Source organism: Pasteurella canis (genome assembly GCF_900454865.1).
GTDB classification, from domain to species: Bacteria; Pseudomonadota; Gammaproteobacteria; order Enterobacterales; family Pasteurellaceae; genus Pasteurella; species Pasteurella canis.
In genome coordinates, this window is record NZ_UGTV01000015.1 from 298,971 (window position 1) to 319,016 (window position 20,046).

At 36.5% G+C, this 20,046-nt stretch carries 17 protein-coding genes; 8 read left to right on the plus strand and 9 right to left on the minus strand.

Going from position 1 to position 20,046, the window contains the following annotated elements:
* Window positions 1–4: 4 nt before the first annotated feature.
* A complete protein-coding gene (gene znuC / locus DYE19_RS02115; protein ID WP_115322451.1) occupies window positions 5–796 on the minus strand; it encodes a zinc ABC transporter ATP-binding protein ZnuC in 792 nt (263 codons plus the stop codon).
* A 204-nt stretch (window positions 797–1,000) separates the two neighbouring features.
* Between znuC and mepM the strand changes: the two genes are divergently transcribed.
* Window positions 1,001–2,758, plus strand: coding sequence for a murein DD-endopeptidase MepM (mepM, locus tag DYE19_RS02120; protein ID WP_438361427.1), 1,758 nt, complete (start codon window positions 1,001–1,003; stop codon window positions 2,756–2,758).
* A gap of 178 nt (window positions 2,759–2,936) precedes the next feature.
* Here mepM and DYE19_RS02125 read toward each other — a convergent pair whose 3' ends face one another.
* The 7 genes from DYE19_RS02125 to DYE19_RS02155 all read right to left on the minus strand — a co-directional run bounded on the left by DYE19_RS02125 (window position 2,937) and on the right by DYE19_RS02155 (window position 9,443).
* Window positions 2,937–3,884, minus strand: a complete 948-nt coding sequence (locus DYE19_RS02125) for a ribose-phosphate pyrophosphokinase (protein ID WP_049216337.1) — start codon at window positions 3,882–3,884, stop codon at window positions 2,937–2,939.
* Between the two features lie 68 nt (window positions 3,885–3,952).
* Entirely contained in the window at window positions 3,953–4,843 is an 891-nt protein-coding gene (gene ispE / locus DYE19_RS02130) for a 4-(cytidine 5'-diphospho)-2-C-methyl-D-erythritol kinase (RefSeq protein WP_115322452.1), read from the minus strand.
* Complete coding sequence (gene lolB, locus DYE19_RS02135; RefSeq protein ID WP_115322453.1) at window positions 4,843–5,460, minus strand: lipoprotein insertase outer membrane protein LolB; 618 nt, start codon at window positions 5,458–5,460, stop codon at window positions 4,843–4,845. The genes ispE and lolB overlap by 1 nt, the downstream gene beginning before the upstream one ends.
* A gap of 40 nt (window positions 5,461–5,500) precedes the next feature.
* Window positions 5,501–6,778 carry a multifunctional CCA addition/repair protein gene (locus tag DYE19_RS02140; RefSeq protein ID WP_115322454.1) on the minus strand — a complete coding sequence of 426 codons (1,278 nt, stop codon included), beginning with the start codon at window positions 6,776–6,778 and terminating at the stop codon, window positions 5,501–5,503.
* 11 nt (window positions 6,779–6,789) lie between these two features.
* On the minus strand, window positions 6,790–7,401 hold the full coding sequence (locus DYE19_RS02145) for a TIGR04211 family SH3 domain-containing protein (RefSeq protein ID WP_049216333.1): 612 nt from the start codon (window positions 7,399–7,401) through the stop codon (window positions 6,790–6,792).
* 70 nt (window positions 7,402–7,471) lie between these two features.
* Entirely contained in the window at window positions 7,472–8,734 is a 1,263-nt protein-coding gene (locus tag DYE19_RS02150; protein ID WP_115322455.1) for an inorganic phosphate transporter, read from the minus strand.
* A gap of 28 nt (window positions 8,735–8,762) precedes the next feature.
* Window positions 8,763–9,443 (minus strand): TIGR00153 family protein, encoded by a 681-nt coding sequence (locus DYE19_RS02155; protein ID WP_115322456.1) that lies wholly within the window; start codon window positions 9,441–9,443, stop codon window positions 8,763–8,765.
* A 175-nt stretch (window positions 9,444–9,618) separates the two neighbouring features.
* On the opposite strand from DYE19_RS02155, the gene DYE19_RS02160 reads away from it, so the two are divergent.
* The 7 genes from DYE19_RS02160 (at window position 9,619) to serS (ending at window position 18,975) form a co-directional block, all read left to right on the plus strand.
* On the plus strand, window positions 9,619–10,692 hold the full coding sequence (locus tag DYE19_RS02160) for a CYTH domain-containing protein (protein ID WP_115322457.1): 1,074 nt from the start codon (window positions 9,619–9,621) through the stop codon (window positions 10,690–10,692).
* 3 nt (window positions 10,693–10,695) lie between these two features.
* The gene (gene radA / locus DYE19_RS02165; RefSeq protein WP_115322458.1) at window positions 10,696–12,075 is read left to right on the plus strand and encodes a DNA repair protein RadA; all 1,380 of its coding nucleotides are present in this window, start codon (window positions 10,696–10,698) and stop codon (window positions 12,073–12,075) included.
* 60 nt (window positions 12,076–12,135) lie between these two features.
* The gene (gene lrp / locus DYE19_RS02170; RefSeq protein ID WP_082303084.1) at window positions 12,136–12,615 is read left to right on the plus strand and encodes a leucine-responsive transcriptional regulator Lrp; all 480 of its coding nucleotides are present in this window, start codon (window positions 12,136–12,138) and stop codon (window positions 12,613–12,615) included.
* A gap of 4 nt (window positions 12,616–12,619) precedes the next feature.
* Window positions 12,620–15,418 carry a DNA translocase FtsK gene (locus DYE19_RS02175; RefSeq protein WP_115322459.1) on the plus strand — a complete coding sequence of 933 codons (2,799 nt, stop codon included), beginning with the start codon at window positions 12,620–12,622 and terminating at the stop codon, window positions 15,416–15,418.
* A 10-nt stretch (window positions 15,419–15,428) separates the two neighbouring features.
* Window positions 15,429–16,046 carry an outer membrane lipoprotein periplasmic chaperone LolA gene (lolA, locus tag DYE19_RS02180; protein ID WP_049216326.1) on the plus strand — a complete coding sequence of 206 codons (618 nt, stop codon included), beginning with the start codon at window positions 15,429–15,431 and terminating at the stop codon, window positions 16,044–16,046.
* A gap of 13 nt (window positions 16,047–16,059) precedes the next feature.
* Window positions 16,060–17,397 (plus strand): replication-associated recombination protein A, encoded by a 1,338-nt coding sequence (locus DYE19_RS02185; protein ID WP_115322460.1) that lies wholly within the window; start codon window positions 16,060–16,062, stop codon window positions 17,395–17,397.
* Window positions 17,398–17,685: 288 nt separating this feature from the next.
* A complete protein-coding gene (gene serS, locus DYE19_RS02190; RefSeq protein ID WP_115322461.1) occupies window positions 17,686–18,975 on the plus strand; it encodes a serine--tRNA ligase in 1,290 nt (429 codons plus the stop codon).
* A gap of 141 nt (window positions 18,976–19,116) precedes the next feature.
* On the opposite strand, the gene cdd is transcribed toward serS, so the two are convergent.
* Entirely contained in the window at window positions 19,117–20,013 is an 897-nt protein-coding gene (cdd, locus tag DYE19_RS02195) for a cytidine deaminase (RefSeq protein ID WP_049216323.1), read from the minus strand.
* Window positions 20,014–20,046 lie beyond the last annotated feature (33 nt).

Genomic DNA, 20,046 nt, shown 5'->3' on the forward strand with positions numbered 1-20,046 from the left:
CTCGTTATTTCTGATGGTGACATTGCTCTGATGTAAAGTTTGGTGCACAACAGATATCGCCATGTATATCATGTTTGTGATTATGCTTATGAGTATACAGTGCAACATTTTTAGCAAATTGGTCACCGAAGAAGTGAATAAAAGTCGGATCATTAGATACGATTTCAGGTGTGCCTGCACAACAAATATGTTGATTGATGCAGAGGACTTGATGTGTATCTGCCATCACAATATTTAAGTCATGCGACACCATCAAAATGGCGCAATTCAGTTTTTGTTGAGTTTGATGAATCAGTTGATATAGCTCTGCTTGACCATTAATATCCACACCTTGAGTAGGTTCATCAAGTACTAATAAGTTAGGCTTGTTTAGAATTGCCCTTGCTAACAATACACGTTGCATTTCGCCACCAGAGAGCTTTTGCATCTTACTTTTAGTTAAATGAGAAATAGATAATAGAGCTAGCGTTGATTTAATTTCTTGTGAGCTAACGCCTTTTTTAAGTGATAAAAATCGTTCGACTGTAATTGGTAAATTGTGATCAAGATGAATTTTTTGTGGTACATAACCGATACGTACATTTTTACTATAGTGTACTTTTCCTGATGTGGGAGTTAAGAGTTTAAGCAGGACTTTTAATAAAGTCGATTTACCACCACCATTAGGGCCAACAATCGTAATAATGGAATTGGGATAAATCGTGAGATTGATATTTTGTAATGCTCTTTTTTGTTCAAAAGTGACATTAATATTTTTTAGTTCAACTAGGGGTAAATTGATAGAATGAATTTGCATTATTTGTTAGACTTGACCGCTTAAAAATTGCAGTAAAAATAGCTTATTTTTAGCTATTTCACAAGTTTGCCGTATGAAAATGAGTAGAATGGATACAATTCCAGCATTTATTCGCTTTTTTTGAAAGCGTGTCGAATTTTTTAGCATTTATTTGGTCATAATAAAGCAACATTATTAGAGTTTAAGAATACATAAAGGGATAGAATGGTGCGACATGTTAAGTTAGCAAGAGATAGACGAAGAAAAAAATTACAAATTAAAGTAATGATTTTCTTTAGCGCCATTTTATTAATTATTACAGGTATTTTATTAAGAGATAAAGAAGAAACAGCTGATACTGTATCTACTACTGTTACGACTCAAGCACAAGAGAATATTCCACGCTCTGAATCCTCTAACCTATATTCAGAAGTTTCTGTTCCTACTTCAAGCACTGAATTGAATCAATCTGAGCATTCATCATTTACTAAATCTTCTACTGATACAAACGTCTCGACAACATTATCTTCTTCTCTTGAGTCTTCATCTCCACCTGAAATAACAAATTATGAATCACATTCAAAAGTAGCCGAGAATGAAATAGCATCAGTAAACCAGCTAACATCGCCTGTAGTAGATTCTACATCAGTTGGAGTTGACCCAGCAGAAACTATATCAGGAACTTCTTTAAGTTCAGGTTCTTCTACTGAGCATAGTGTAGTTGGAGAGAATGAAATAGATCGAGCTAGCATGAATAAATTGGAGGTTAATTCTCTTGATGCAACTTCGTATTATGATGATCTTGAAGCGAAAGATGATGAAGTTGATGAAATTAAGCCAGAAACAATCGATGAGCTCGCAGAGTTTCCTGAATCAGCTCGCAATGCATTAAATGATTTATTTGATGTGATGGATCAGGCTATGCGGATTAAAAATCAATTTAGTCATACTGTAGTTAAAGGCGATACATTAAAAGACGTATTAGAACTATCAGGTTTAGATGTGAAAGTCAGCGATGCACTGATAAAAAGTTATCCTGAGTTTAAAAACCTTAAACCTGGTCAGCAATTTTATTGGATATTAGATAATCAAGGTGAGTTAGAATATTTAAACTGGCTAGTTTCTGAACGTGAAGAACGAATCTATGAAAGAACTGAAGAAAGTAAGTTTAAACGTGAGATTCTCAAAAAACAGAGTGTATGGAAAAAAGAAGTATTAAAAGGAAAAATTGATGGTTCTTTTAATACAACTTTAAGAACATTAGGATTAGAGTTACGCCAAATTAATCAACTTGCAAATGCATTACAATGGCAAATTAACTTGAAACGTCTTAAAAAAGGAGATAAGTTCGCTCTACTCGTTACGCGTGAATATATTGATAATAAGCGCACTGGGCAAGGCAATGTAGATGGTATTCATATCATTTCAGGAGGCAAAAGCTATTATGCGATTCAAGCTAGCAATGGACGTTACTATAACCGACAAGGCGAAACATTAGGTAAAGGTTTCGCGCGTTATCCTCTACAGCGTCAAGCACGTGTTTCTTCTCACTTCAATCCTTATCGCCGCCATCCTGTAACAGGGCGTATTGCACCTCATAAAGGTGTTGATTTTGCAATGCCTATAGGTACTCCAATTATTGCGCCTGCTGACGGTATTGTTGAAAAAGTAGCATATCAGGCAAATGGTGCAGGACGTTATATTGTGATTCGCCATGGTCGTGAATACCAGACGGTTTATATGCATTTAAGTCGTCCTTTAGTAAAGGCAGGACAAAATGTTAAACGTGGTCAACGTATTGCTCTTTCAGGAAATACAGGGAGATCGACTGGACCACATTTACATTATGAATTTCATATTAATGGGCGAGCAGTGAATCCATTAAGTGTCAAGTTACCAGGGACAAGTAGTGGAATGGGAACAGCTGAACGCAAACAATTCCTTGTTCGGGCCAAAGAAGTTGAGCGGCAATTGAAACTATAGTAGAGATGATAATATTTTCTACACAAAGTGTGGTTAAAATTTTTCTAGTTTTAACCGCACTTTATTTACTAATAGTTATATTGATATTATAAATAAGCATGAGTTCATGACTTATTTGGTATTTTATAAAATATAAAAAAGGCGAATCTGATGATTCGCCTTCATTTTTTAAAGTATTTTATGTAAACATCGCAGAGATAGATTCTTCGTTACTGATACGACGAATTGCTTCTGCCAACATACCTGAAAGAGTTAAAACACGCACTTTGTTGAGTGCCTTAATTTCTGGTGAAAGTGGGATAGTATCTGTTACTACTACTTCATCTAAAGCATCACTTGCCAAGTTCTTTGCAGCTGAACCAGAGAATACCGCATGTGTAGCATAGGCAAACACACGTTTAGCACCACGTTCCTTTAATGCCTCAGCTGCTTTACATAATGTGCCACCTGTGTCAATCATATCATCAACTAAAATACAATCACGACCAGCCACATCACCAATAATATGCATAACTTGAGCAACATTAGCACGAGGACGACGTTTATCAATGATTGCCATATCTGTATCATTCAATAATTTGGCAATTGCTCTCGCACGAACAACGCCTCCAATATCAGGGGAGACGACGATAGGATTTTCCATATCTAGTTTCTTTAACATATCATGCACAAGTACTGGTGAACCAAAGACGTTATCTACAGGTACATCAAAAAAGCCTTGAATTTGTTCCGCATGTAAATCACAGGTAAGTACACGATCAACCCCAACACTGGATAAGAAATCTGCAACAACTTTCGCAGTAATCGGTACTCGAGCAGAGCGTACACGACGATCTTGGCGAGCATAACCGAAATAAGGTATAACTGCAGTAATACGACCAGCAGATGCACGACGCAGCGCATCAACCATTACAATCAACTCCATTAGGTTATCATTTGTTGGTGCACAAGTAGATTGAATAATGAACACATCACTACCACGTACGTTTTCATTGATCTGAACTTGGATTTCACCATCACTGAAGCGACCGACAGTCGCATCACCTAATGAGAGATATAAACGTTCAGAAATTCGTTTTGCTAGTTCTGGAGTTGCATTACCAGCGAAGAGTTTTATATCAGGCATTGTTAATTGAACCTCGAGGTTTAGATTGTAAAGAATAAAAAATAGTAGAGTTAATCTGTTATTGCATTTTATTTGTTTAATTGCATAAGCATTTTATGCAAAGGTGAAATATTTAATCCTTGTGCGACAAAACCAAAATATTGTTTTGGCATCGTTTGAAAGGCTTTTTTAGCACTTTCTTCATCATTAAATTCAGCAAATACACAGGCGCCAGTGCCTGTTAATCTCGATGGCGCATATTGTAGCAACCTGTGGAGTATTTCTTCAACCTCTGGATAATGATTTAGGACAACTTTTTCGCAATCGTTTTCATATTTTTGTGTAAGTAATTGCGCTAGTGGTTTTTTGGGGGTATTTCGCGTTAAATTCGGATCCGAAAATATTATTGCTGTCGAGATAGCAACATCGGGCTTTAATACAATATACCATTTTTCTGGTGGATCACAGTAAGTAATCTTTTCCCCCACACCTTCTGCAAAAGCAGCATGCCCATGTATAAAAATAGGCACATCCGCGCCGAGAGTAAGACCTAATTTTGCTAATTGTTCTATACTTAACTGTGTATTCCAAAGTTGGTTTAACGCGAGTAATGTCGTTGCAGCATTTGAGGAGCCTCCCCCAATACCCGCACCCATCGGCAAGATTTTATCTAAGTGTAAATTAGCACCTAGCTTGCAGGCGGTTTTTTGTTGGAGCAGTTTGGCAGCACGGTAGACTAAATTATCTTCTGTTGCCAAATTAGGTATTTCAGGTGTAAGACAGATTTCATCATCTTGTCGAACTTCAATCTCTAACCAGTCACCAAAATCGAGGAATTGAAATAATGTTTGCAATTCATGATAGCCATCAGAGCGTTTATTATTGATATAAAGAAACAAATTTAGTTTAGCGGGGCAAGGAAAACGTAATTTTTCCTCTTGTAATGATAAATGTGCAGTAGAAAATTGATAATTTTGCATTAATATGTCCAGTTATCTATACGTATTTTCAACGTTTGCCCTTCAGTTTTTAACAGAATATCTTTGGGTAAAGGTAAATTTTGTTGATGGTAGCTGAGGTAATCTGCTGTCCAAATATAGTCATTGAGTGGATAGCTAAAATTTGCTAATAGATGGTTCTCTCCCACATTGTAATCTACTTTTTCATCTGGCTGTCCTTTCAGCCATAGTGCAAACTGTGCTAACGGAAAATCTATACCAATCATTTCTTTTAATAATTGTCTTGCATCAGATGCCGCACGTTGATTGCCTTTGTTATCATAAATACGCATCAAGTTATTACGCATTTCAAGTGTCAGAGTCGTATTACTGATTGTCGATGAAAGGATCAAAAGATAATTTGCTGAGTTTTGATATTGCCAACTAAAACGCGTGGAGAATCTCTCTTTTGTACTGATATAACCGAGTTGACCTTGATTACGATATTGCTGGATTTTTTTTATTTGACTGAGGTGTTGTTGCCAGCTTGGATCTGTTTTATCGATATACTTGATATTTGTTGGGCGCTCTGTATCGAGTGTACAAGCGCTTAAAATAAGACTGATGATAGCTGAAAAAAAGATGTAATATTTTTTCATAATATAAAAAGAAACGTAAAATTAAGGTTATTTTACGAGCTTAATCCACATTAGTAAAGTGCGGTAGAATGTCCACTCGTTTTTGCTTGATGACTTCAGTACGACGACGATTAAGTTCATCGCGTATAGTCTGTTTTTTAAAGCCCTCAGCAATAATATTTTGGACATCAACTTGTTGTGCGGCTTGATAAAGCTGCCATAGAAAGTCTTTTTGTGGGTAAGTAACCTGCTCAAAGCCTATTCTTCCCCGACTATCAGCAATACAAACTAATAAAAACTCTTCAAAACGTTGTGGTTTACGCCATATATCAAAAGTATTAAATAACTTAATGATAGTTTGAGGTCTAAGCTCAAAAGCTTTATGGACATGTGAGTGATATTCACAACATAGTTCTGCCAAAGTTTGTATCGCTTTGGGTATTTTTAAACGCTGACATAACGCTTTTATTGGTTTGATACCTACTTTCTCGTGTCCATAATGGTGAGGTAAAATCGTTTTGGGTGTTAATGCTTTACCTAAATCGTGACAAATTGCAGCAAAACGAACCGCACTTTTATGGTAATTTGTATTCTCCGTGAGTAAAACTGCCTGCTGTAAAACTAACATGGTATGAATAAATGAATCGACTTCAGGGTGGTATTTTACTGGATTTGGTACGCCATATAATCCATCTAATTCTGGAAAAAGTATAGTCAGTGCACCAATTTGACGTAGTGTTTCAAAATAAATTTCAGGATTTTTTTCTAATAGTGCTTTTTCTGTTTCTGCCCAAACTCGTTCAGCAGTAAGATGAATGAGCTCACCTGCTTGTGTCAGTTGTTGCATGAGTGCAAGAGTTTCCTCTGCGATTGTGAAACCAAGATAGTGATAGCGAGCAGCAAAGCGGGCCACACGTAAAATCCGTAAAGGATCTTCTGCAAATGCGGGGGAAACATGGCGTAAAATACCATTCTTAAGGTCATGGAGGCCACCATAGAAATCATGTATTTTCCCATCTGAATCTTGGGCGAGTGCATTAATGGTTAAATCACGACGCATTAAATCTTGTTTGAGTGAAATAGTAGGTGAAAAATCACAGATAAAACCAGTATAACCACTACTTACTTTTCGCTCTGTACGAGCAAGAGCATATTCTTCTTTTGTATATGGATTAAGAAAAACAGGGAAGTCTTTACCGACTTGCTGATAACCTTGTGTAATTAAATAGTCTGGTGTGGCACCAACGACAACCCAATCGCGATCTTTAACTGGTAGTTTAAGGAGCTGATCTCGCACAGCTCCCCCTACTAAGTAAATTTGAATGTTGTCTTTTTGCATTAGTTTAAACGTTATGCCCAACCATTATTACGACGGCGTTTTGGTAAAATTAATGGGATGATTAAACCTAGTAAGAGACCAACACCAAGTACAGAACCACCATAAATGAACCATTGAATTGCAATTTCACGTTTTCCCGCATCAAGCATCGCTTCAAGATCACGATTTTTATTTTTAGTAATTTCTAATTCTCGTTTTAATTGAGAATTTTGTTCTAATAGTTGGCTACTTTGTTGTTCCGCTTGATTTGCTCTACGCTGCATTTCACTAGTACGCTGCTGCCAATCGCTGTCTAAGCGATTCAATTTCATTGTCAACTCTTGAATCTGTGTTTTTAATTTGGGATTTTCTTCTTTACTACTAGGTGTTGATGTTAACTCACTAGTGAGGATCCAAGCATCACGATTTTTACTATCGCGGATTAAGCTGTATTTATCTTTTTGATCTAATACTGTCACAGGTTCACCCGCACGAATTGCGCCTGCAATTTTGTATTGCTCACCTGCACCTTTACGTAGAAATGTAGTTAAATTCTCAGTAACATATTTTGTTTCGGCATGAGCCAATTGGATGGATACACCGAGAAAAAGACAGGAAAGTAAGACTTTAGTGATTTTCTGCATAAAACAATATCCTATATAAATCAATAACAAAAGAAAAGTGCGGCAAAATATCACCGCACTTTAATCAAGATTAGTGGAAAATAAAGCTTAACACATAATAAATGATAATGGCGAATAATGCACCAGCTGGTAGTGTAACAATCCAAGAGGCAATAATATTACGGATAACATTTAAGTTTAATGCTGCAATCCCACGTGCGAAACCAACACCTAATACCGCCCCTACTAGGGTTTGAGTTGTTGAAATAGGCAAGCCTGTACCTGAGGCGAGAACAACAGTAATTGCAGTGGCAAATTGTGCGGCAAACCCACGACTTGGCGTTAAATCAGTAATACCTGTACCAATTGTTGCCATGACTTTATATCCCATCACAATAAGACCAACTACGATACCTAATGCACCTAAAGGTAGTATCCACCAAGCAAGTTGTGTTTTTGGTAAGATTTGTCCACCATGTTCAACAATTGAAACAACAGCCGAAAGCGGCCCAATTGCATTTGCTACATCATTTGATCCATGCGCAAATGCCATAGCACAAGCAGTTAATAACATTAATATACTAAATACTTTTTCTACTGCACCAAATGTACCTTTTTGAACTTTTTGAATGAAATTTGGACTTCTAAAATAGAAATGGCAAATGGCGATAGAAATAATACCTACAATTAAAGAGATTAAAAAGACTTCAAAACCATTTAAGTGTAAGCCAATATGTTTTAATCCTTTAGTGAGAGTAACAATACACAAAATAAATGAGGTTAATCCCATATAATATGGCCCATATTTTTGTGCATTTTTGAGTGGTTCATCTGTATCAAAAATTAATTTTTGAGTACTGGCAAAAATACCATAAGCCAGAATACCAGCAATTACAGGAGTAATAAACCAGCTACCAACAATATTCTTAATTGTTCCCCATTCAACGGCCTCTTTACCTACAGTAACACAAGCAAAGCCAACAACAGCACCCACAATAGAGTGAGTTGTTGATACTGGCCAGCCCATGCGAGAGGCTATTAATAACCATAACCCAGAAGCAAATAATGCTGCCATCATACCTAATACTAAAATATCAGGAGTAGCAGCAAATTGCATTGGATCGATAATACCACTTTTGATTGTTTCTGTGACTTCTCCGCCAGCTAAATAAGCACCAGCAGACTCAAAAATCATTGCAATGATAATGGCTTGCTTTGCAGTAATAGTGCCTGAGCCAACAGAAGTTCCCATTGCGTTAGAGACATCATTAGCACCAATACCGAATGCCATAAAAAAACCAAAAATCGCAGTGATAAGAACGAGCACAGTACCATATTGATTAAGTAGTTCCATTTTTTGTTCTTCCTATTAAACCGATGGGTTATGAACGAGCTAACATTAATTCTATCCGTGAGCCTACGCGTTGAGCTTGATCTGCTAAGACGCCAACCCATTCAAGTGTTTTATATAAAAACATCACATCAATTGGGTTATAGCGAGATTCAATACTAAGTAGCATTTTTCTTAAATAAATTTGCATTTGATCTGTATCATCTTCAATTGCATCAAGTTCATTGATCATGCGATTAACTAGATCAAGCTCTCGTCCTTTGAAGCCAGTTTCAAGTAATTGCTCCATTTCATCGATCACACGGTGTGCTTGTACAATTGAATCTAGACTACGTTTTAAATATTTTTCAAATTCAGGTTGCATTTCTTCTGGAATTGCAAAATGGCGACCGATCATTCGACCTGAGATATCTTTGGCAAAATTAGCTAATTTATCTTGTTGAGTGACTAATTCAAGTAAATCTGTGCGATCAATTGGCATGAATAAGCCGCGAGGCAATTTCAAACGAATTTCTCGTTTTAATGTGTCTGCTTGACGCTCACATTCTGAAATTTTAGCGCGTAATTCTTCAGCTTTATCCCATTCGCCACGAAACGTGTGTTCAAAGAATGGAATAAGCAAATTACAGCATTCAGTCACTTTTTCTGAGTGTTTTTGCAACGGCTTTAACGGCGAATGTGCAAATAATCCAAGGATATTATTAATTGCCATAAGATAGCTCCCAAATAGAGATTGATGTATTTTTCACGCGAATCTTACCTTATGTCAGCTAAAAATTCACGATTTTAATCGAAAAAGTTCAGTATTTATTAGATAATGCAGAAATTAAATGCTTTTTATATAACTGATGAAGTTTATAATTTATTGAAATAAAAGGTTTTTTATAATGAGTAATGAAGTAGAGCTTAAATTAGCCGTAGAACCTAATTTTATTAATTTTTTACATCAAAAAATAACGGGTTTTCGTTTGTTAGGAAATGAAAAGCAATTTTTGGGTAATTGTTATTATGACACCCCAGAACATTTATTAGCAAAACAAAAAATGGGTTTACGAGTACGGCAGCAGAACGGGCAATATACCTTAACATTAAAAACCGATGGTGAAGTAAAAGGCGGATTACATATTCGCCCAGAATATAATGTTACTTTACCAAATGCGGAGCCTGATTTAGCTTTGCTAGTTAAAAAGTGCGGTGTGGATGTGGAAAATTTGGCTCAATTTAAGCTACAGCCTATTTTTAGTACTGATTTTGAACGTCAATCATGGTTGATTGAATGTGGAGCGCACACAGTGATTGAAATTGCTTTTGATTTAGGACAAATAAAAGCGAATGACAAACAAGTGCCTATTTCTGAAGTCGAGTTTGAATTAAAGTCAGGTAATATAAGTGACTTACTAGATTTTGTGGCAGGCTTAGAGTTAGAAGGGAATGTGCGTTTAAGTGGGGCATCAAAAGCCAAGAGAGGCTATGCATTGGCTTATGCACAACAACCAGTCGAAGTCACTCATTGGTTAGAAAAATGGCGCGAGTTTTTACAAGTTGAACAAAGTACACATAATCCTATAGATAAGCTCAGTGCACTTTTTCAATTAGAACAAGCTTTAATTGACGAAACTTTTACTATAGAGAGTAGCTATTTTAATGTGGATTTTTTACGTACTGTAGAACGCATTGGCGTATTTTTTAATTTGTATCATTATTACATTGATCAAACAGTTTTATTAGAAACAATTTTTAATCAAAGACAGTCAAAATGTCTCTCAGAAGTGAATGCTAATGTATTAATAGATTTGTTGGAAAGTAATAATGAACTATTTGTTCAGATTCGTGAGATTATACGTTTTCACAGTGAAACGAAAAACAATCAGATCGCTTTAGAAAAATTAAAACAAGTATTGCAAACTGGGCAATATGTAAAACGTATGATCAATTTAATTTCTTTAACCTTGGAGCATTAATTTATGGCAAAAGCACCTAAAACTGCTTATGTATGCAATGATTGCGGTGCAGAGTTTTCACGTTGGCAAGGACAATGTGCAGCTTGTAAGGCGTGGAATACTATTAGTGAAGTACGTTTAATCTCTGCGAGCACATCCTCTAAAGGGGATCGCTTTAGTGGCTATGCTGGGGAAACTCGTGCCAAAATTCAAACACTTTCAGATATTTCACTACAAGAAACGCCTCGTTTTGCGAGTGGCTTTAATGAATTAGATCGTGTATTAGGCGGTGGTGTGGTACCGGGTAGTGCAATTTTAATTGGTGGACATCCTGGAGCAGGGAAAAGTACGTTATTGTTGCAGGTCATGTGTGGTTTAGCTGAGAAAATGACCGCACTTTATGTGACAGGAGAGGAATCTTTACAACAAGTGGCTATGCGTGCAAAACGTTTGGGATTACCTTCTGATAAATTAAATATGCTTTCTGAAACATCAGTTGAGCAAATTTGTACTTTAGCTGATCAGTTAAAGCCACAAATCATCGTGATCGATTCTATTCAAGTTATGCATTTGGCTGATATTCAATCTTCACCAGGAAGTGTTGCTCAAGTTCGTGAATGCGCTTCATTTTTAACACGTTATGCAAAAACAAGACAAGTTGCGATCGTGATGGTCGGGCATGTGACGAAAGATGGGACTTTAGCTGGACCTAAAGTATTAGAACATGTGATTGACTGTTCTTTATTATTGGAAGGTGAGGCAGATTCACGTTATCGGACATTACGTAGTCAAAAAAACCGTTTTGGTGCAGTCAATGAATTAGGTGTATTTGCCATGACAGAACAAGGTCTACGAGAAGTGAAAAACCCATCTGCGATTTTTTTAAGCCGTGGTGAAGAACAAACTTCTGGTAGCTCGGTGATGGTTATTTGGGAAGGTACTCGTCCATTGCTAGTGGAGATTCAGGCATTAGTTGATCATTCTATGTTAGTCAATCCACGCCGTGTAGCTGTTGGGTTGGAACAGAATCGTTTAGCATTATTATTGGCAGTATTACATCGACATGGCGGACTACAAATGTCAGATCAAGATGTTTTTGTTAATGTTGTGGGTGGAGTGAAAGTAATGGAAACGAGTGCAGATTTAGCATTATTGTTAGCGCTGATTTCGAGTTTTCGTAACCGTCCATTACCACAAGATTTGGTCGTATTTGGCGAAGTGGGGTTAGCGGGTGAAATTCGCCCTGTACCGAGTGGACAAGAACGTATTAGTGAGGCGGCTAAACATGGTTTTAAACGCGCTATCGTACCATTCGCTAATCGTCCTAAAAATGCATTACAAAATATGGAAGTATTTACAGTGAAAAAATTATCTGATGCATTGACTATATTAGATAATTTTTAAATATCATAGTATTATCTGACTTAATCTTAAGATTGAAAACTACAATAAAGGATATCGCCGATGGAAAAGAAATTGATAAAAGCGCTTGATAGTATTGATATAAAAATTCTAGATGAATTACAACGCAATGGTAAAATTTCAAATATAGATTTGTCTAAAAAAGTAGGGTTATCACCTACGCCTTGCTTAGAACGTGTAAAACGCCTAGAAAAACAGGGCGTGATTATGGGGTATCGTGCCTTACTAAATCCTGAATTACTAGATTCACCGTTATTAGTTATTGTCGAGATTACGTTGATTCGAGGTAAACCTGATGTATTTGAAGAGTTTAATGCAGCAGTACAACAACTTGATGAAATCCAAGAATGTCATTTAGTATCAGGTGATTTTGATTATTTATTAAAAACACGTGTAGCAGATATGGCGGCTTATCGTAAATTACTCGGGACAACATTATTACGGCTACCTGGTGTAAATGACACCCGTACTTATGTGGTGATGGAAGAAGTAAAACAAACTAACTTTTTACAACTGAAATAAGACAATGATTAAACGAATTTCTGAAAAATTTACACCTAAGCAGTATTTGTTTGAGTTTTTCTTTATCTTGACTACATTTTTTGCGCTTTATTTGATTGCCGCGTGGTCAAGTTACTCGCCTTTAGATAATTCATGGGCATCTTCAAGCTATATTGGACATACAATCAATAAAACAGGTGCTTTGGGGGCTTGGTTAATTGATTTGTTTTTTGTGCTATTTGGACATATTGGACATCTTATTCCTTTCGTGATTTTAATCACTTCGCTTTATTTTTTACGTAATAAAAAAAACAAACAATTTAATATATTACGTTTCAGTTTTAGCGTATTCGGCTTTGTCGTTTTTTTATGTGGGGCTTGCGTTCTCGCTACGTTATTACTAACAAATTCACCGTATTATTTAGCTGGAGGGGTTCTTGGCGGCAGTTTAGTAACGGTATTTTTTCCTTTATTAGATTTTGTTGGCTTGATGTTATCTGGTGTTGCATTAACTTTACTTGGATTTATGTTGTGCTCTGGTTCCTCATTGATTCGTTTATTTGTTAGTTTCTTTAATTGGTTAACGATGAAAACTGATGATAAAACACGACAAAATGATATTCAGTCCTTACCAATGCAACAAGATTTAGACTTACAACATACTGATTTAGAAGAGAAAGAGACTAATAATCTATCGGATCTAATTGAAGAAATATCAATTGAAGAAGTGCCGACAGTTGAAACGACAGCACCTGATTTAGTGAACATTGAAAATTTTATTAATATTAATGGAGTAAATACTGAGCAAGCTACAGTAGCGGTGTCTCCATCAACATTAAATTCTGATGTTGAGTTTGATAATCTTGAAAATGCCCAACTTGGTGGGTATGCAGTTGAGCAGGATCTTTCATTGCCAACAGTAAGTGTACAAAATGAATATAATGTTCCACCTTTTTCAGTAACAATACCTGAACCTACATCTCCTGTGGTTGAAGAATTGCCTGAAAATGTGAGTGATTTTTCATCTGACATAACTGAAATACCAACAGTCTCTTTATCTCCACTTTCAGATAAGATTTCGCAAAATTTGACCGCACTTAATGATGAGCAAGAGAGTGATTTAGCGCGGCAATTTGCAGTGCAAGAACAGCAAAGATTGGATGAAATGGCATTACGTGCAAAAGAAATAAATGCAGAAGATGCACTTCAAGCGATTTTTACAGAACCTTCATTACAAGATGTTAATTTAGCACCAACTGCACCACTCTATAAATCTTATGCGGATTCTTTAATTCATCCTGCATTACAGCAAAAAGTGACGACTAAAGCTAAACCAACAACACCAATGCCGAGTTTAGAATTATTAGAGCATCGTCCAAGTCAGGCACATCGTATTACTCAGGAGGAAATTCTTGAAATATCGCAACGGATTGAACATCAATTACGGAATTTTGGTGTAAAAGCTACTGTCAGAGATGTGTTAGTCGGTCCTGTTGTTACTCGTTATGAACTTGAGTTACAACCTGGTGTCAAAGCTGCGAAAGTGACAAGTATTGATACAGATTTAGCACGAGCATTAATGTTTCGTTCAATTCGTGTTGCAGAAGTTATTCCAGGTAAACCTTATATTGGGATTGAGACACCGAATATTAATCGTCAAATGGTGACTTTACGCGAGGTCCTAGATAGTGAGGAATTCCGACAATCAAAATCGTTACTCTCAATGGCATTAGGCAAAGATATTAGTGGTAAACCCGTAGTGGTTGATCTTGCTAAAATGCCACATTTATTAGTGGCTGGTTCAACAGGATCTGGGAAATCAGTTGGAGTCAATACGATGATTTTAAGTTTACTTTTCAGAGTGAAGCCTGAGGAAGTAAAATTTATTATGATTGATCCTAAAGTCGTTGAATTATCTATTTATGATGGTATTCCTCACTTACTGACAGAAGTCGTGACAGACATGAAGAAAGCTGCAAATGCATTACGTTGGTGTGTTGATGAGATGGAGCGCCGTTATCAATTACTTTCTGCATTACGTGTACGCAATATTGAAGGCTATAACGAAAAAATAGATGAATATGAAGCCATGAATATGCCAATTCCGAATCCATTGTGGAGACCTGGGGATACAATGGATGCATTGCCCCCTCCATTGGAGAAATTAAGCTATATTGTGGTGATTGTAGATGAATTTGCCGATTTGATGATGGTAGCGGGTAAACAAGTAGAAGAGCTGATAGCACGTTTAGCTCAAAAAGCACGTGCTATTGGGATTCATTTAATTTTAGCAACACAACGTCCATCAGTAGATGTTATTACAGGATTAATTAAAGCTAATATTCCAAGTCGGATTGCTTTTACCGTGGCAAGTAAAATTGACTCTCGTACTATTTTGGATCAAGTTGGTGCAGAAGCATTACTTGGACGTGGTGATATGCTGTATTCAGGAGCAGGATCTTCTGATTTAGTTCGTGTGCATGGTGCTTTTATGAGTGATGATGAGGTTGCTCGCGTTGTTGATGATTGGAAAGCACGAGGCAAACCAACTTATATAGAAGGGATTTTAGATGGATCAGATGATGATGAAGCTGATTCGCAAAGGTCAACAACAGATTCGGATGATTTAGATGATTTATTTGATGAAGTCGTTGAGTTTGTTACCAGCACGGGCAATACTTCAACTTCATATGTACAACGTAAATTTAAAGTCGGTTTTAATCGAGCTGCACGTATTATGGATCAACTTGAAGAACAAGGGATCGTTTCGCCAATGCAAAACGGTAAACGTGAAATATTAGCACGACGTTCTTCTGATTTTTAAGGAAATCAATATGCAAAAAATTTTGTTAAAAACAATCGCACTTATTGCTACCTGTTTTAGTAGTTTAGTTTGGGCTGATGCTACTAGTGAGCTGCAACAGCGTTTGGCGAAAGTCAATGTCTTAAGTGCGGATTATACGCAAACTGTGAGTACCGCTGATGGAAAAAATGTACAACAGGGAAGTGGTAAAATTCAAATTAAACGACCTAATTTATTTCGTATGGATAATAAAGAGCCACAGGAAAGCCAAATTATTTCTGATGGTAAAACATTGTGGTTTTATGACCCTTTTGTTGAACAAGTCACTGCGAATTGGGTAAAAGAAGCGGTGAATAATACACCTTTTGTGTTACTTACGAGCGACGATAATAGCCATTGGACGCAATATTCGGTTGAACAAAAAGCAGATACTTTTATTCTAAAGCCAAAGGCTAAGAATAGTAATATTAAACAATTTGATATTCGTATTGATAGTGAGGGAATATTACGTAATTTCAGTACTATTGAAAAAGATGGGCAGTCAAATTTATATGTATTGCGTAATATTACTAACCAACCTTTAACTGACAGTTTATTTAAATTTACTGTACCAAAAGGCGTAGAATTAGACGATCAGCGTAAAAAATAAATAGGAATAGTTTATGTCTAACTTGAGTCTTGATTTTATGCACGATGATTTCCGCCCTCTTGCTGCAAGAATGCGTCCAACAACGCTTGAACAATATTATGGTCAAACGCATTTAATTGGTGCAGGAAAACCTTTGCGTAAAGCGCTCCAATCTGGACATATTCATTCAATAATATTGTGGGGACCACCTGGAACCGGAAAAACTACGCTTGCCGAGATTATCGCACAACACATTCAGGCGGAAGTAGAACGCATTTCTGCAGTAACTAGTGGTGTAAAAGAAATTAGAGAGGCAATTGAACGAGCTAAACAAAATCGTTTAACAGATAGACGTACAATTCTTTTTGTAGATGAAGTGCATCGTTTCAATAAAAGCCAGCAAGATGCTTTCTTACCTCATATTGAAGATGGCACTATTATTTTTATCGGTGCAACGACTGAAAATCCGTCTTTTGAATTAAATAGTGCGCTCTTATCTCGTGCTCGAGTATATATTTTAAAGCCTCTTACTACTTCTGATATTACTCAGGTTCTTCAGCAGGCTTTGAAAGATGACGTTCGGGGATTGGGAAAAGAACACATTGTTTTAGCCCCGAATTTACTTGAGACGTTGGCTGAATATGTGAATGGTGATGCTCGTTTGGCATTAAATAGCCTTGAGTTAATGGTTGACATGGCGGAAGAAAATACAAATGGAAAAGTGTTAGATCATACTTTATTAAAAGAAGTGTTGGGGGAACGCCAAGCCCGCTTTGATAAACAAGGTGATCGTTTTTATGATTTGATTTCAGCACTACATAAATCTGTGCGAGGTTCTTCACCAGATGCAGCATTATATTGGTATGCAAGAATTATTACTGCTGGTGGTGATCCTCTCTATGTTGCAAGACGCCTATTAGCTATTGCTTCAGAAGACGTGGGAAACGCAGATCCTAAAGCGATGCAAGTTGCACTTGCTGCTTGGGACTGTTTCACTCGTGTTGGTGCAGCTGAAGGCGAAAGAGCGATTGCACAGGCTATCATTTATCTTGCGGTGGCACCAAAAAGTAATGCAGTGTATGCCGCGTTTAATCAAGCAAAAAAGCAAGCAAGAGAATTACCTGATTATGATGTTCCAGTACATTTGCGTAATGCACCGACTAAGTTGATGAAAGAGCTTGGTTATGGGGCGGAATATCGTTATGCTCATGATGAGGTTAATGCTTATGCTGCAGGCGAAAATTATTTTCCTGAAGCTCTCAAAGATACACAATACTATTTTCCAACTAATCGAGGTATGGAAATTAAAATCAAAGAGAAACTTGACTGGCTTCGACAACAAGATCAAACGAGTCAGAAAAAACGTTATTAAAATATATTGGATTGACAAGTTTTGTTAGCCATAACTTGCATATCCTCATATCCTCATATCCTCATATCCTCATATCCTCATATCCTCATATCCTCATATCCTCATATCCTCATATCCTCATTATGTGTTTACAAGAAGTTGGCTTTATTCTTGATATTGTTTACTTTTAATCTCATACGCTTTGATTTTAAACTGGTTTATTCATGTAATTCGATCTAAAATACTTCAATCAATTTTATGCAAAAGTGCGGTTAATTCCGTCTAAATTTTAATCAAAGTAGGTAAAAAATGATCGATCCAAATCTATTGCGTAATAATCTTGCAGACGTGGCTGAGAAATTAAAAATTAAACGTAATTTTGTATTAGATATTGCGCTGTTAACAGAGCTTGAAGAGCAACGTAAAACATTGCAAGTGAAAACAGAAACTTTACAAGCAGAACGTAATGCGCGTTCAAAAAATATAGGTCAAGCAAAAGCGCGTGGTGAGGATATTTCAGCTTTATTAGCAGAAGTTGATCATATGGGGATTGAATTAAGTACAACTAAAGCTAAATTAGATGACGTATTAGCCGAAATTAATCAAATCGCTTTGGCTATCCCTAATTTACCAGCAGATGAAGTGCCTTTAGGTAAAGATGAGAATGACAATTTAGAGGTGCTACGCTGGGGAAATCCCAAAAATTTTGATTTTGATGTAAAAGATCATGTGTCATTAGGTGAAGCACTTGGTGGTTTAGATTTTGCGGCAGGTGCGAAATTAAGTGGTTCTCGTTTTGCTGTAATGAAAGCCCAAATAGCTAAATTACATCGAGCTTTATCACAGTTTATGTTGGACTTGCATACGGAGCAACATGGTTATACAGAAACTTATGTGCCTTATCTAGTCAATCATGCGACACTATATGGAACAGGTCAGTTGCCAAAATTTGGAGAAGATTTATTCCATACTCAAGCTTTAGAAGGACAGCAACCTTATGCGCTCATTCCAACCGCAGAAGTACCTGTAACTAACTTAGTACGTGATGAAATTTTGGACGAAACTGATTTGCCATTAAAAATGACTGCACATACGCCTTGTTTTCGTTCTGAAGCAGGCTCTTATGGGCGTGATACTCGAGGTCTCATTCGTATGCACCAATTTGATAAAGTTGAGTTAGTTCAAATTGTTGCGCCAGAAACTTCTATGGATGCTTTAGAAGAACTTACAGGGCAAGCTGAAAAAGTATTACAATTATTAGAATTACCATACCGTAAAGTCTTATTATGTACAGGAGATATGGGCTTTGGGGCTTGTAAAACTTATGATTTAGAAGTGTGGTTACCTGCACAAAATACATATCGTGAAATTTCGTCTTGTTCAAATATGTGGGATTTCCAAGCTCGTCGTATGCAAGCACGGTGCCGTTCTAAAGCAGATAAGAAAACACGTTTAGTCCATACTTTAAATGGTTCAGGTCTAGCGGTGGGACGTACTCTTGTAGCTATTTTAGAGAATTACCAAAATGTAGATGGAACGATTACTGTACCGCATGTGTTACGTCCTTATATGAATAATTTAGATATTATTGGCAAATAAATTTTTTACGAGAGAGGAATTTATTCTAGTTGGGCTATATCATTAAAATAAGTAATAATTCAGTCTAATCCTGTTATATGTAAAATGTGGCTAAGATTTTTAGTATTTTAGCCACATTTTTCTTTTTATAGTTATTTTTGACTAGAGAGATACATATTCTAATTTTATATCACAAATACTCTCGATTAAATCCTCACTCATTTTACGATAGCTTAGCGCATTTGCTTGTTCTATCATGACAATGCGTTGAATATTTTCAATTTCCTCTCCATTCAAAAATACATTATTAATAGCGACTTGCAGTGCAGGTAAACTTGGGTTAAATGCAGCGTTTTCTGCATAGCTACCAATAAAGATTTGTTGATTTTCAGTCTGGATTGCAACACCATGATAAGAGTTAGAATAAGGTGCATGAGCCATATTCGCTGCACTGAGAGCTGCTAAAATAACAGGATCATCTGTCTCATAGCTAAGATGATTAGAATGAGCATCTAACAAATGTAGTTCAATATCCAGATTTCTTGGACCAAAAGAGTCTGGTAAATATTTTTGTAGTGGGTTATTTTGACTATGAGGTAAATGAATTTGTAATTCTGAAGCTGAGTTTAGCTCATTCATGAATTGTCTACAGTGACCGCATGGTGTATGGTTTACGACAATATCAGTAAGTGATTTCTCCTTATTTATCCAAGCATATGAAATAGCACTTTGTTCTGCATGGATAGTTTGCTGGATGTTACTATCTGAAAATTCTTGATTTGCGCCAAAATAAAAATTACCGCTAATACCAATAGCGACTGCACCAACATGGAAATGTGAAATTGGTGTATGGGAATAGCAAGCCGCAACAGGTAACAATTTTAAGGCCAGTTGCTTATTATCAAGCTGATGTTTTTGGCCAAGATGATTGATAACGAAGTGAGGTAATAAGCCAGTAAAATGCTGCTCCTCTAAAATATGCCATATATCTTCTCCGAGCTGTCTCGGCTCAATAAGATAGGCTGCTTGTTTTATTCTGTCTGAAATATGTTGCTTCATATTATTTCTCCTTGTCTAAATATTTTTGACTAT

Bases quoted from the DNA above. Each gene is read 5' to 3' on its own strand.
- znuC (WP_115322451.1), bottom strand. From the start codon at position 796: ATGCAAATTCATTCTATCAATTTACCCCTAGTTGAACTAAAAAATATT.
- mepM (WP_438361427.1), top strand. From the start codon at position 1,001: ATGGTGCGACATGTTAAGTTAGCAAGAGATAGACGAAGAAAAAAATTA.
- DYE19_RS02125 (WP_049216337.1), bottom strand. From the start codon at position 3,884: ATGCCTGATATAAAACTCTTCGCTGGTAATGCAACTCCAGAACTAGCA.
- ispE (WP_115322452.1), bottom strand. From the start codon at position 4,843: ATGCAAAATTATCAATTTTCTACTGCACATTTATCATTACAAGAGGAA.
- lolB (WP_115322453.1), bottom strand. From the start codon at position 5,460: ATGAAAAAATATTACATCTTTTTTTCAGCTATCATCAGTCTTATTTTA.
- DYE19_RS02140 (WP_115322454.1), bottom strand. From the start codon at position 6,778: ATGCAAAAAGACAACATTCAAATTTACTTAGTAGGGGGAGCTGTGCGA.
- DYE19_RS02145 (WP_049216333.1), bottom strand. From the start codon at position 7,401: ATGCAGAAAATCACTAAAGTCTTACTTTCCTGTCTTTTTCTCGGTGTA.
- DYE19_RS02150 (WP_115322455.1), bottom strand. From the start codon at position 8,734: ATGGAACTACTTAATCAATATGGTACTGTGCTCGTTCTTATCACTGCG.
- DYE19_RS02155 (WP_115322456.1), bottom strand. From the start codon at position 9,443: ATGGCAATTAATAATATCCTTGGATTATTTGCACATTCGCCGTTAAAG.
- DYE19_RS02160 (WP_115322457.1), top strand. From the start codon at position 9,619: ATGAGTAATGAAGTAGAGCTTAAATTAGCCGTAGAACCTAATTTTATT.
- radA (WP_115322458.1), top strand. From the start codon at position 10,696: ATGGCAAAAGCACCTAAAACTGCTTATGTATGCAATGATTGCGGTGCA.
- lrp (WP_082303084.1), top strand. From the start codon at position 12,136: ATGGAAAAGAAATTGATAAAAGCGCTTGATAGTATTGATATAAAAATT.
- DYE19_RS02175 (WP_115322459.1), top strand. From the start codon at position 12,620: ATGATTAAACGAATTTCTGAAAAATTTACACCTAAGCAGTATTTGTTT.
- lolA (WP_049216326.1), top strand. From the start codon at position 15,429: ATGCAAAAAATTTTGTTAAAAACAATCGCACTTATTGCTACCTGTTTT.
- DYE19_RS02185 (WP_115322460.1), top strand. From the start codon at position 16,060: ATGTCTAACTTGAGTCTTGATTTTATGCACGATGATTTCCGCCCTCTT.
- serS (WP_115322461.1), top strand. From the start codon at position 17,686: ATGATCGATCCAAATCTATTGCGTAATAATCTTGCAGACGTGGCTGAG.
- cdd (WP_049216323.1), bottom strand. From the start codon at position 20,013: ATGAAGCAACATATTTCAGACAGAATAAAACAAGCAGCCTATCTTATT.